The following is a 12,263-nucleotide window of genomic DNA, read 5'->3' as shown; positions in this document are numbered from 1 at the left end:
TTGGCGCTGCGGGCGCGAATTGCAAGCGGGCGCGCGCCAAGCTATGCCTGCGCCATGGATTTTTCGCATGTCACCGCCTGGATCTTCGATCTGGACAACACCCTCTATCCGCCCGAGGCGCAGCTGTTCGCGCAGATCGAGGTGCGGATGACCGCCTATATGATGCGCGCCCTGAACGTGCCGCAGGATCACGCCAACCGCCTGCGCGCCGATTACTGGCGCCTGCACGGCACCACGCTGGCCGGGCTGATGGCCGAACATGCCATTGATCCGGGCCCCTATCTGGCCGATGTGCACGACATCGACTTTTCGGTGCTGACCCCGGACCCGGGCCTGGCCGCCGCCATCGCGGCCCTGCCGGGGCGGCGGATCATCCACACCAACGGCGATGCGGGTTACGCCCGCCGCGTGCTGGCCGCCCGCGCCCTGCCCGAGGATCTGTTCGACGCCGTCTATGGCATTGAGGAATCGGGTTTTCACCCCAAGCCCGACCCCCGCGCCTATGCGCCGATCCTGGCCGCGTCGGGCATCGACCCGACCCAGGCCGCGTTCTTCGAGGACGACCCGCGCAACCTGATCGTGCCGCATGACCTGGGCATGCGCACCGTGCTGGTGGGCGACGGTCGCCACGGGCCCGACGCGCTGACGGGCGGGGTCGGCCCTCATGTCCAGTACCGCACCCATGACCTGACCGGTTTTCTGCGCGCACTGGTCTGACTGCGACAGCGCCGCCCCTTTCCCCGGCCCGCGCGGCGGGGCAGTCTGACCCGGAACCGAAAGGGCCTGCCATGACCGACACGCGCATCGACGACATCGACATCCTGATCTCGGGCGGCGGACTGGCCGGGCTGATCGCCGCCTGCGCCTTCGGGGCCCAGGGGTTCTCGGTCCTCTGCGTCGACCCCGCCCCGCCCGTGACGGAGGAGGGTGCGGCGGGCGCCGACCTGCGCTCCACCGCCTTCCTGATGCCATCCGTTGCGCTGTTCGAACGCATCGGGCTGTGGGAAAGCCTGGCCCCCCATGCCACCGCGCTGCAGGTCATGCGTATCGTCGATGCGGGCGGGGCCACGGCAACGCCCCGCCTGACCCGCGACTTCGACGCGGCCGAGATCGGCGACCAGCCCTTTGGCTGGAACCTGCCCAACTGGCTGATGCGGCGCGAATTGATGGCGCGCATCGACGCCCTGCCCTCGGTCCGGGTGATCCACGGCACCGGCACGGCGACGGTCCTGCCCCGATCCGAAGGCGCGGTCGTGACCCTGACCAGTGGCCGCCGCCTGCGTGCCCGCCTGCTGATCGGCGCGGACGGGCGCGATTCGACCGTCCGGCGCGCACTTAGCATCGGCACGCGCACATGGCGCTATGGCCAAAAGGCGCTGGCCTTTGCCGTCACGCATGAGCAGCCCCATCACAATGTCTCGACCGAGGTGCACCGCTCGGGCGGGCCCTTCACGCTGGTCCCCCTGCCCGATCGCGCCGGGCGGCCCGGATCGGCGGTGGTGTGGATGGACGACGCGGCCGCCGTCGACGCACTGGCGGCCCTGCCCGCGCCCGCATTCGAGGCCGCGCTGAACGACCGCTCCGCCGGGGTGCTGGGCCCCCTGCGCCCGGCCACGGCGCTGACCACATGGCCGATCATCAGCCAGATCGCCGACCGCTTCGCCGGCCCCCGCACGGCGCTCATCGCCGAGGCCGCGCATGTCCTGCCCCCCATCGGCGCGCAGGGCCTGAACATGAGCCTGGCCGACCTCTCCGCGCTGCTGGACCTCAGCCGCGCCGAACCGGGCAGCGCGGACAGCCTTGCGCGCTATAACCGCACGCGCCGCCCCGATGCCTATGCGCGCATCCTGGCCATCGACGCGCTGAACCGCGCCAGCCAGGCGCAGATGCGCCCGCTGCGCGACCTGCGCGCCGCGGCTTTGGGCGGGCTGTACGGGATCGCACCCGTGCGGCGCATGATGATGCGGGCCGGTCTGGGTCTCAGCTAAGGCCCCGGCACCGCGCGACACCGGGGGGTGCGGGGGGCTGGCCCCCCGCCGTCGCGGGACGCAATCTACAGCAGTCCCGCATGCTCCAGCGCCGCGTCGATCAGACGGCGGGTCGGCTCGGTCAGCGGCGTCAGCGGCAGGCGCACGCGCTCGTCGCACAGGCCCAGGCGCGACAGCGCGTATTTCGCCCCGACCAGCCCCGGCTCGACAAAGATCGCCAGATGCAGCGGCATCAGCCGGTCCTGGATCTCCAGCGCCGCCGCGTAATCGCCGCGCAGCGTCGCCTCCTGAAACTGCGCGCACAGGCGCGGCGCCACATTCGCGGTCACGCTGATGCAGCCCACGCCGCCATGCGCGTTGAAGCCCAGGGCCGTTGCATCCTCTCCGGACAGCTGGATGAAATCGGGCCCGCAGGTCATGCGCTGACAGCTGACCCGCTCCAGCTTGCCGGTCGCGTCCTTGACGCCGATGATCGACGGGATGCGCGCCAGCACGCCCATCGTCTCGGGCATCATGTCGACGACCGACCGCCCCGGAATGTTGTAGATGATGATCGGCAGGTCACAGGCATCCGTCAGCGCGGTGTAATGCGCGATCAGCCCCGCCTGCGTCGGCTTGTTGTAATAGGGCGTGACGACCAGCCCCGCATCCGCGCCCACGCTGGCCGCATGCTGCAGCAGGCCGATGCCCTCGCGTGTCGAATTCGACCCCGCGCCGGCGATCACCGGCACGCGGCCATTCACCGCACGCACGACCTCCTCGATGACCAGCCGGTGCTCGTCATGGGTCAGGGTCGGGCTTTCGCCGGTGGTGCCGACGGGCACGATGCCGTGGCTGCCCTCGGCGATGTGCCACTCGACCAGCTTTTGCAGCGTGTCCAGATCCAGCTCGCCGTCCGGGGTGAACGGCGTGACCAGGGCTGGCATCGACCCTTTGAACATGACACGCTCCATGATGATCCTTGGTGAATGCAGGCAAATCCGCGGTCCTCCCTATCCAAGGGCTGCGATCTTGCCAAGGTTGTGAATTGCGTCGGAGGGCCATGACGGTGACACAGGGTGGTGATGCGACTTCTGCGTGACATGCTGATTGCGGGCCTGCTGGCCCTTCCCCTTGCCGCCCCCGCGCAGGCCGAGGAGCCGGGCGCGATGGCACTGGCCCTGGCCGCGACCGAGGCGCGCGACTGGGTGACCGCCCGCGACGCCGCCCGCCTGGCCGGTCCTCTGGCCGAGGCGCTGGTCGGCTGGCACGCGCTTCGCGCCGGATATGGCGAGTTTTCCGACTATGCCGCGTTCCTGCGCAACCATCCCGACTGGCCCGGCCTGGACCTGCTGATCCAGCGCGGCGAGGCCAAGCTGCGCCCCGGCGCCGACCCCGACGACATCCGCCTGTGGTTCGACACCCGCACCCCGACAACGCGGGCCGGGCTGAACGCGCTGACCGCGATCCTGCCCGAGGCCGAGGCCGCTGATGCCCGCGCCGCGTTCTTCGTCCGCCAGCCCCTGCCCGAGGCCGACGAGACCGCCCTGCTGGCCGCCTATCCCGCGCTGGAGGCGCTGGTCCCCGCCCGCGTCACCGCGATGCTGGATGCGCGCGAATGGGCGCAGGCCGAACGCCTGTTGCCCCGCCTGACTGAGGCCGACCGCGCCCTGCCCCGCGCCCGCATCGCCCTACAGGCGGGCCGCGAGGGTGTGGACGACCTGATCCTGGCCCTGCCCGACGACCAGCGCGCCGATCCGGGCCTGACGCTGGACCGGTTCGACTGGCGCGTGGGCGCGCGGGCCCATGACGGCGCGCAGGCGCTGCTGCTGGAGGCCTCGACCAGCGCCGAAGGCTTGCGTGACCCCGGCCGTTGGGCCTCGATGCGGGTCGATTATGCGCGGCTGGCGATGCGGAACGGCGATTGGGACCGCGCGCTGCGTCTGGCCACGCCGCATTTCCTGACGCCCGAGAACCGCCATTACGCCGATCTGGAATGGCTGGCGGGCTATGCCGCGCTGAAGACCGGTGATCCGGCCCGCGCGCTGACCCATTTCGACCATCTGGAAACGGTGGTCAGCGCGGCCATCAGCACCTCGCGCGCGCTCTATTGGCAGGGCCGGGCGCATGACGCGCTTGGCGATGCGGATGCGGCGCAGGCGGCGTGGCAGGCGGCCGCCGACCTGCCCGGCACCTATTACGGCCAGCTGGCGATGGAAAAGGTGGGTCGCCCCCTGCCCGAAGATTACGCCGTGGCCGACCGGGCCATCGACACCCTGCCCGACTGGCGCGGCAGCGCGCTGCGCGAGGAGGGGCTGTTCCGCGCCGCCCTGTGGATGGTGGCCAGCGGGCGTCGCGACGATGCGCAGCGGTTCCTGCTGCATCTGGCGCAGCGGTCGACCCCTGAGGACATCGCCCGCATGTCGCGCCTGATGTACGAGGCCGGCACCCCATGGCACGGCCTGCGCCTGGCCAAGCAATCGGCCAATCAGGGCGTCATCTGGCCCGTCGCGCATTTCCCCCTGACCGGGCTGGAGCGCGAGGATCTGGGCCCGCCCCCGGAACTGGTCATGGCCATCGCGCGCCAGGAATCGGAATTCAACCACCTGGCCTCCAGCCCGGTGGGGGCGCAGGGGCTGATGCAGGTGATGCCCGGCACCGCCGAACAGGTCACGCGCCAGATCGGCCTGCCCTATGACCTGGGCCGCCTGTCCAGCGACGCGGCCTATAACGCGCGGATCGGGTCGCAATATCTGATCGATCTGGCCGACCGGTTCGGCCCGTCGGTGGCGCTGATCGCGGCGGGCTATAATGCCGGGCCGGGGCGGTCGGCGCGCTGGCTGGGCGATTTCGGCGACCTGCGACGCGACGCCGACCCCGTGGACTGGGTCGAGCTGATCCCCTTTGACGAGACGCGCAACTATGTGATGCGCGTGGCCGAGGCGCTGCCCGTCTATCGCGCCCGCATCCACGGCAAGCCCGCGCCGGTCGTCACCCGGTGGGATCTGGCGGGCGGGGGCCAGGTGCCGCCGCCACCCCAGCGGCTGACGCTGGCCCTGTCGGCGCGGCCGGTGGCCAAGCCCTTCATCGGGCCGCGCCTGCCCGACAGCTGGTTCACGCAGACCGCCGCCGCTGTCGCCACAGAGTGAAGATGCCCGCCGCGACCACGATCGCGCCCCCGACCACCACGTTGGGGCGCAGCGTCTCTCCGAACAGCCAGACGCCGATGATGCTGACCCAGACCAGCTGGGTATAGCCGAAAGGCTGCAGGGCCGAGGCCTCGGCCATCTCATAGCTGCGGATCATTAGGTAGTGCGAGGTCATGCCGCAGACGCACAGGCAGCCCATCCAGACCCAGTCCATCGGCGCCAGCCATTGCCAGTCCCAGATGCCGATCAGCGTCATGGCGACCGCCCCCGACACCCCCGTCCAGAAGAAACTGACCATCGCCGGATCGTCGCGCGACACATGCCGCGTCAGCAGGCCGTACAGTGCGAACATCAGGGCGGCGGCAAAGGGCAGCAGCGCGGTCACACTGATGACGCCGCCGCCGGGGTTCAGGATCACCAGGATGCCCAGGAACCCGATGGCGATGGCGGTCCAGCGGCGCCAGCCCACGGTCTCGCGCAGGACCGGGCCGGACAGCGCCGCGACCAGCAGCGGATAGACGGAAAAGACGGCATGCGTCTCGATCAGGCCCAGGCGGACGAAGGCCTCGACCATCAGTACCACCTCCAGCGCCAGGATCACGCCGCGGGCGATCTGGGTCAGCGGGCGTTTGGTGCGGATGGCGCGGCGCAGCCCGCCGGGCTGTCGCGCGACCAGCGCGATGACAAAGGCCGCGAACACCCAATAGCGGATCATCACGATCAGCACCGGCGGATAGTCACCCCCCAGGATGCGCGAGAACACGTCCTGAAACGCAAAGATCAGGCTGACCAGGCACATCAGCGCGATGGCCAGCCGGGTGCGGTCGCGCACGGGCGGCGGCGTCTGCGGCGGGATGGGGGGCGGGGCCGCGACGGCGGCCGATGCGGCATAGGGGGGGTGGGATCGGTCGTCGGACATGGGCGCGCCTTCAGGGATGCCCCCGTGTTGCGCCCGCCCCGACCCAAGGTCAAGCGGCGGTCAGGGTTGCACGGCGTGCAAGCCCCGACCTGTGGCGGTTCAGTCGCGTGCGCGGATGATCTTGGCGAACGGCTCCAGCAGGGCCGGGTTCGCGGCGATCAGACGGCCCGATTCCAGCGGGTCGTCGCCCTCGCGGATGCCGTGGACGAAACCGCCGGCCTCGCGGACCAGCAGGATGCCCGCCGCCACGTCCCAGGGCTTCGTGCCGCGCTCCCAATAGCCGTCAAAGCGGCCGCCCGCGACATAGGCCAGGTTCAGCGCGGCCGAGCCAAAGCCCCTCACACCCGCCGCCACCGGCATCAGCTGCGCCAGATCCTGGATCATCGCGGGCATGGGTCCGGTCCCGGCATGGGGGATGCCGGTCGAAAAGACCGATTCGGACATCCGCGTGCGGCCCGAGACGCGCAGGCGCTGGTCGTTCATATAGGCGCCGGTGCCCTTTTCGGCGATGAACATCTCGTCCTTGGCGGCGTCGAAGACGACGGCGGCGACGATCTCTTTCTTGTGCTCCAGCGCGATCGAGACGGCCCAATGCGGCAGGCCGTGCAGAAAGTTCGTGGTCCCGTCCAGCGGATCGACGATCCAGCGGCGGGTCGGATCGTCGCCCTCATCCGTGCCGGTCTCCTCTCCGACCCAGCCATAGCTGGGGCGGGCGGTCATCAGCTCTTCCTTGATCAGGCGTTCGGCTTCGCGGTCGGCGCGGGTGACGAAATCGCCGGCGCCCTTGACGCTGACCTGCAGGTTCTCGACCTCGCGGAAATCCTTGACGAGGGCGCGCCCGGCCTTGCGGGCGGCCTTGATCATGACGTTCAGATTGGCGCTTGCCATCGGGTGCTCCGGGAATTGGGGTTGGGCGCGTCATAGGCCAGACGCGCCGGAAAGCCAAGCGTCACCCGGTCCGCCTCAGTTCGGGGCCCCGCGCAGCATCCGCAGGGGTTCGGTGCGCGACAGCCGCAGCACATGCGCCAGATAGGGCTGGGACAGATCATCCGTGCGCACCGCCGCGTACAGCCTGCGCCGGATGCCCTGCGGCCCCAGCGGCAGCAGGGCCAGCTCGGGGTTTGCCGCCTCGCGCCGCAGCACCCAGTCGGGCATGACCGCGACCCCGCGCCCCGAGGCCACCAGCATGACCGCCACGGCGGTCAGCTCGACCATGCGCTGGCGGGCCGGTTCGACATTGGCGGGGGTCAGGAACTGGCTGAACACGTCCAGCCGTGCCCGGTCCATCGGATAGGTGATCAGGGTTTCGCCCGCCAGATCGGCAGGGTCGGCATAGCCCTTGGCCACCAGCGGATGCCCCGCGGGCACGGCCAGGGTCGGGGCATAGTCGAACAGCGGCTGAAAGGTGACGCCCGCCAGATCCTCAGGGTCGGACGAGATCACCAGGTCGACCTCCTCGCGCACCAGCGCGGGCAACGCACCAAAGGCCAGCCGCTGGCGGATGTCCACATCGACATCGGGCCAGGCGCGGCGAAAGATGTCCAGCACCGGAAGCAGCCAGTCGAAGCAGGCGTGGCACTCCATCGCGATGTGCAACCGGCCGATGCGACCGGCCTCGACGCCCTTGAACTCGGCCTCGGTGGCGGCGACCAGGGGCAGGACCTGCTCGGCCAGGCGCAGCAGGCGCATGCCCGCCGCCGACAGGCGCATGGGCTTGGCGCGGCGGACGAACAGCTCGACCCCGGACTGCGCCTCCAGCGCCTTGACCTGATGGGACAGCGCGGATTGCGTGATGTTCAGCACCTGGGCCGCGCGGGCCAGGCCGCCCTGTTCGTGGATGGCATGGACCGTTCGCAGATGGCGCAGTTCCAAGTGCATGATGAATGAAACTCAGGTTGATCTTGAGGATTATGAATTTGTCTCACAGCGCGCCGCATGGCACAAGATGCGCCAACAGAAAGGATTCGCCATGAGCACCCCCAAGATCAGCTTTGAGTTCTTTCCGCCCAAGACGCTGGAGGCCTCGTTCAAGCTGTGGGAGGCGGCGCGGGCGCTGGCGCCTCTGGCGCCCGATTTCGTGTCGGTCACCTATGGCGCGGGCGGCACCACGCGCCAGCTGACCCATGAGGCCGTCACCACCATCAACCGCCAGTTCGGGCTGACGGTCGCCGCCCACCTGACCTGCGTCGAGGCGACCCGCGCCGAGACGATGGAGATCGTGCAGTCCTATGCCGATGCCGGCATCACCGAGATCGTGGCCCTGCGCGGCGATGCCCCCAAGGGCGCCGACCGCTTCACCCCGCATCCCGACGGCTTTGCCAATTCGGTCGAGCTGATCGAGGCCATCGCCGCGCGCGGCGACATGACCATCCGCGTCGGCGCCTATCCCGAACCGCATCCCGACAGCCGCGACGGCGATGCCGACGTCACCTGGCTCAAGCGCAAGCTGGATGCCGGGGCGACCAGCGCGATCACGCAGTTCTTTTTCGAGGCGGACACGTTCTTTCGGTTCCGCGACAAATGCGCGGCGGCGGGCATCGACGCGCCGATCATTCCGGGGCTGCTGCCGGTGCAGAGCTGGGCGGGGACCAAGCGCTTTGCCGCGACCTGCAACACCACCGTGCCCGATTGGGCCGAGGAGGCGTTCCAGCTGGCCGCGCTGGACGGACCCGAGGCCACGCGCCAGCTGGCCACCGGCCTGTGCGTCGACCTGTGCGAGCAGCTGATCGCGGGCGGGGTGGACAGGCTGCATTTCTATACGCTGAATCGGCCCGAGCTGACCCGCGATGTCTGTGCGGCCCTGGGCGTTCGCCCGCAGCCGGGGCTGGAAGCCGTCGCCTGACGGCCCGCCTGCGGGCGGGCGGTGGCCGGGGGCGCTTCGCCCCCCGGACCCCCAGAGGATATTTTTATGAAGAAGAAGCCTGCGCCGTAGGGCTTGCGGTTTCAGCCGGGCTATCCGGCGGGGCGTGGCGTCGCTTGAAGCGGCGGCGCGCGGGGCGGGCGGCCGCGGCCAGCTCGCCGGTCAGCAGGGCGGGGCCGGGATAGGGCTGCGGGACGGTCGGATGCAGGGCTTCGGTTCCCGTGCGCCCGGCCAGGCGGGGCGCGCGGGCCAGAAAGGCCTTGCCCCAGTTCCGCCAGCTGCCGATCGACGGGGCGGTCGGGTCACAAGGGAACAGGTCGCGCCAGTCGGGGGGCAGCGGCAGTGCCACCGATTCGGCGCGGTCCAGCATCCAGACCAGCGGGATGTTCGCCAAAGGCCGCGCGAATTCGAACCCCGACAACTGGCCCCCGATGTCAGGATGGGCCCCTCGGAACCACATCTGCTCCACCCGCCCCGCCGCATGGTCGTCATCCCAGAGCAGCGGCGCGAAGGCGGCGCGCGTCTCGTCCAAGGCCAACGCCTGAAAGCCGTGCTCGATCCCCTGCCCCAGATGCGCGTCGTGAAAACGAAAGCCCGGCTCGGTGAGCATCCACAGCAGCGGCAGGCGCAGGCCCAGGGCCATCACCGTATCGAAACAGCCGACCATGCGGATCGGGGCCTGCGCATGGCAGCGCCTGCGCCGAAAGGCCGCCAGCGCCTGTGGCGTGCCGCCGTGATGGTAATAGCGCCAGGCCAGCCGGATATGGCGTTCCGTGGCTGCATCCGCCCGCAACAGGCCGATGCGGCTGATCATCCCCGCCAGGCTGCGCACCGCAAAGGCCCCGCGGGAATAGCCCAGCATGAAGATCCGGTCGCCCGGATGATAGCTGCTGGCCAGCCAGCCATAGGCCTCGGTGATGCGGGTTTCCAGGATGCGGCCCATGGCCAGGTCCGGCAGGGTGCGCCAGCGCGTCCATTGCTGGCCCATGCCGTAATGCAGGCGCAGGCGGCCCGGCGGCATAGGACCCAGCTGGCCCGACAGAAGGCGATAGATGCGCCCGATGGAGCTGCGCCGCCCGTCCGCCAGCGAGGCGAAGGTGCCATCCATCAGAACGACATGGGTGATGGGCGGTCGAATGGTGCTCATGCCCGCGATGCTAGCATGCGGGCATGAGCAAACCGTTACGACAGGTGCATCACCGTCGCGTGGGTCATGGCGCCAAAGCCGTTGAACCGCGTGTTGGTGACGGTCGAATAGGCACCGGCGCCGTGGAAGATGACATAATCGCCCTCGGCCACGTCGCCCGGCAGGGACAGCTCGCCCGGCAGGCGGTCGACCGAATCGCAGGTCGGGCCAAAGATCACCCGGCCACCCGCATCGCCGGTGCGGGGGCGGCCCTGGGGGTCCAGAACCTCGATGCGGTCGATGTTGCCGATGATCGGCAGCTCGGCCAGACCGCCATAGACGCCGTCGTTCAGGAACACATGGCCACCGTCGCGCACGCCCTTGACGCGGGTGATGAGCGCATAGGCGTCGGCCACGATGCCGCGACCCGGTTCGCAGACCAGGGCGGGGGCGTCGGTGCCGAACATCTCGGTCACGGTGTCGGCGATCTCCTGGAAGATCGACGTCAGGTCCGGCTCAACCCCGATGACCCGGTGCGACGGGAAGCCCCCGCCCACGTTCAGCCGCACCGCGCGCACGCCCGCCATGTCGCAGATGTCCTTGGACACGCGGATATAGCTTTCCCACGCGATGGGGTCGGTGCATTGCGTGCCCGGATGGAAGGTCAGCGACGGGACATAGCCGCGGCGCGCAACCTCGGCCAACAGCTCGGCCGCCAGCTCGGGAGAGGCGCCGAACTTGGACCCGAAATCATAGGCCGCCCCCAGCACCGGCAGCTTGAACCGGGGAGAGATCTCGACCCCCTGCCCGTCCACCGTCACCGGCACCTGGTCGAACAGCTTGTCCAGTTCGGACCGGCTGTCCACGGACCAGGCGCGGATGTTTTGCGTCACGGCATGCGCGATTTCCGTCCGGGCGCGAACGGGGTTGTGATAATGGCGCGCCGCGTGCGGGGCCATGCGGCCGATCAGGTCGATCTCGAAGGGCGATGCCACGTCGAAGCCCTGGATGCCGGCGGCGACCAGGTTCTGGATCACGGCCTCTTCGGGGTTGGACTTGACCGCATAGGTCACCAGCCCCGGAAAGCCGTCGATGAATTGCCGCGCACGGTCCTGCAGCACCGTCGGCGCGAAGACCATGACCGGATGTTCCGGGGCCAGATGTCGGATGACCTCGGCCGGATTATCCCAGACGGTCTTCTGTTGTCCCATTGCGGTTCCTTTCGCAGGAGGCTGGTGGTGATGGGGCTAAGGTTCCTCAACCCAGAATGGCGCTTTTGGGTTCCGATTTCACCGATGAAAAGGGTAGAATCGCGCCCTGTCCCGGTTATTATGACGCAGTTCATGTCATTTTGACGAAACAGGCGGGTGGACGGGGCATTGGACGACCTGGATCGCAACATTCTGGCGCAGCTGTCGGGCGATGCGCGCATGTCGGTGGCCGTGCTGGCCCGCCGCCTGCGCGTCGCGCGATCGACCGTGCAGGCCCGGCTGGAGCGGTTGGAGGCGTCGGGCGCCATCGCCGGCTATACCCTGCGTCTGGGTGAGGCGGCGCGTGCCGCGCGCATCCGCGCCACCGTGCTGCTGGGGATCGAGCCGCGCGCCCAACCTGCCGTGCTGTCGCGTCTGAAGGTCATTCCCCAGGTCGAGCGTGTCAACACCACCAGCGGCCGGGTCGACCTGCTGATCCAGCTGGCAGCGGCCTCGACCAGCGATCTGGACGATACGCTGGACCGCATCGGGGGCATCGAGGGCGTGCGGTCGTCGGAAAGCCTGATCCACCTGTCCACGAAACTGGACCGGGCGGTCTGATCGGGCTTGATCCGAATCTGTGACGGGCGGACAGTCTGTCGCAGAGGAGGACCGTCATGACCTATTATTCCGGCTTTGTCGCCGCCGTGCCCACCGAGCGGCGCGACGATTACATCACCCACGCCAAGGCGTCCTGGCCGATGTTCAAGCGCCACGGCGCGCTGCGGATGGTCGAATGCTGGGGCGAGGACGTGCCCCATGGCAAGCAGACCGATTTCTATCGCGCGACCCACGCGCAGGAGGGCGAGGTTCCGGTGTTTTCCTGGATCGAATGGCCCGACCGCGCGACTGCCGATGCGGCATGGGCCGCGATGATGTCAGAAGACCACCCCGAGATGGGCGAGATGCCCTTTGACGGCGCGCGCATGTTCTGGGGCGGCTTTGCCCCCATCCTGGATCTGAGCTGACAGACCGGGTCGCCGACGGGCTTG

The 12,263-nt window shown here is 69.4% G+C and carries 12 protein-coding genes; 6 read left to right on the top strand and 6 right to left on the bottom strand.

Translation table 11 applies throughout. The features are described 5' to 3' along the window. Window positions 1-54 precede the first annotated feature (54 nt). Both FA740_RS08055 and FA740_RS08050 read left to right on the top strand, forming a co-directional pair. Window positions 55-717 (top strand): pyrimidine 5'-nucleotidase, encoded by a 663-nt coding sequence (locus FA740_RS08055; RefSeq protein WP_136856263.1) that lies wholly within the window; start codon window positions 55-57, stop codon window positions 715-717. 71 nt (window positions 718-788) lie between these two features. Continuing rightward, the gene (locus FA740_RS08050; protein WP_136856262.1) at window positions 789-1,988 is read left to right on the top strand and encodes a UbiH/UbiF family hydroxylase; all 1,200 of its coding nucleotides are present in this window, start codon (window positions 789-791) and stop codon (window positions 1,986-1,988) included. 65 nt (window positions 1,989-2,053) lie between these two features. Here FA740_RS08050 and dapA read toward each other — a convergent pair whose 3' ends face one another. Then, window positions 2,054-2,929 (bottom strand): 4-hydroxy-tetrahydrodipicolinate synthase, encoded by an 876-nt coding sequence (gene dapA, locus FA740_RS08045; RefSeq protein ID WP_136856261.1) that lies wholly within the window; start codon window positions 2,927-2,929, stop codon window positions 2,054-2,056. A gap of 123 nt (window positions 2,930-3,052) precedes the next feature. Between dapA and FA740_RS08040 the strand changes: the two genes are divergently transcribed. Next, a complete protein-coding gene (locus tag FA740_RS08040; protein ID WP_246053537.1) occupies window positions 3,053-5,116 on the top strand; it encodes a lytic transglycosylase domain-containing protein in 2,064 nt (687 codons plus the stop codon). Here FA740_RS08040 and FA740_RS08035 read toward each other — a convergent pair. From FA740_RS08035 to FA740_RS08025, 3 genes are all read right to left on the bottom strand, one after another. After that, a complete protein-coding gene (locus FA740_RS08035; RefSeq protein ID WP_136856259.1) occupies window positions 5,082-6,035 on the bottom strand; it encodes a DMT family transporter in 954 nt (317 codons plus the stop codon). The genes FA740_RS08040 and FA740_RS08035 overlap by 35 nt on opposite strands. 99 nt (window positions 6,036-6,134) lie before the next feature. Then, a complete protein-coding gene (locus FA740_RS08030; protein WP_136856258.1) occupies window positions 6,135-6,923 on the bottom strand; it encodes an inositol monophosphatase family protein in 789 nt (262 codons plus the stop codon). Window positions 6,924-6,998: 75 nt separating this feature from the next. Beyond that, the gene (locus FA740_RS08025) at window positions 6,999-7,913 is read right to left on the bottom strand and encodes a LysR family transcriptional regulator (RefSeq protein WP_136856257.1); all 915 of its coding nucleotides are present in this window, start codon (window positions 7,911-7,913) and stop codon (window positions 6,999-7,001) included. 91 nt (window positions 7,914-8,004) lie between these two features. On the opposite strand from FA740_RS08025, the gene metF reads away from it, so the two are divergent. Beyond that, window positions 8,005-8,877: a methylenetetrahydrofolate reductase [NAD(P)H] gene (metF, locus tag FA740_RS08020; RefSeq protein ID WP_136856256.1), complete on the top strand. Its 873-nt coding sequence runs from the start codon at window positions 8,005-8,007 to the stop codon at window positions 8,875-8,877. A 64-nt stretch (window positions 8,878-8,941) separates the two neighbouring features. On the opposite strand, the gene FA740_RS08015 is transcribed toward metF, so the two are convergent. Next, complete coding sequence (locus tag FA740_RS08015; protein WP_136856255.1) at window positions 8,942-10,042, bottom strand: DUF2235 domain-containing protein; 1,101 nt, start codon at window positions 10,040-10,042, stop codon at window positions 8,942-8,944. Window positions 10,043-10,077: 35 nt separating this feature from the next. Further along, entirely contained in the window at window positions 10,078-11,232 is a 1,155-nt protein-coding gene (locus tag FA740_RS08010; RefSeq protein ID WP_136856254.1) for a type III PLP-dependent enzyme, read from the bottom strand. Window positions 11,233-11,400: 168 nt separating this feature from the next. Here FA740_RS08010 and FA740_RS08005 point away from each other — a divergent pair, with 168 nt between their 5' ends. Both FA740_RS08005 and FA740_RS08000 read left to right on the top strand, forming a co-directional pair. Beyond that, window positions 11,401-11,832, top strand: coding sequence for an Lrp/AsnC family transcriptional regulator (locus tag FA740_RS08005; RefSeq protein WP_136856365.1), 432 nt, complete (start codon window positions 11,401-11,403; stop codon window positions 11,830-11,832). Between the two features lie 56 nt (window positions 11,833-11,888). After that, window positions 11,889-12,239 (top strand): DUF1428 domain-containing protein, encoded by a 351-nt coding sequence (locus FA740_RS08000; RefSeq protein ID WP_136856253.1) that lies wholly within the window; start codon window positions 11,889-11,891, stop codon window positions 12,237-12,239. The last annotated feature ends 24 nt before the right edge of the window (window positions 12,240-12,263 follow it).

The organism is Paracoccus hibiscisoli, from assembly GCF_005048265.1.
Taxonomy (GTDB): domain Bacteria; phylum Pseudomonadota; class Alphaproteobacteria; order Rhodobacterales; family Rhodobacteraceae; genus Paracoccus; species Paracoccus hibiscisoli.
The sequence above is the reverse complement of the archived record's forward strand: the minus strand, read 5'-3'. Positions and strand labels throughout refer to the sequence as shown.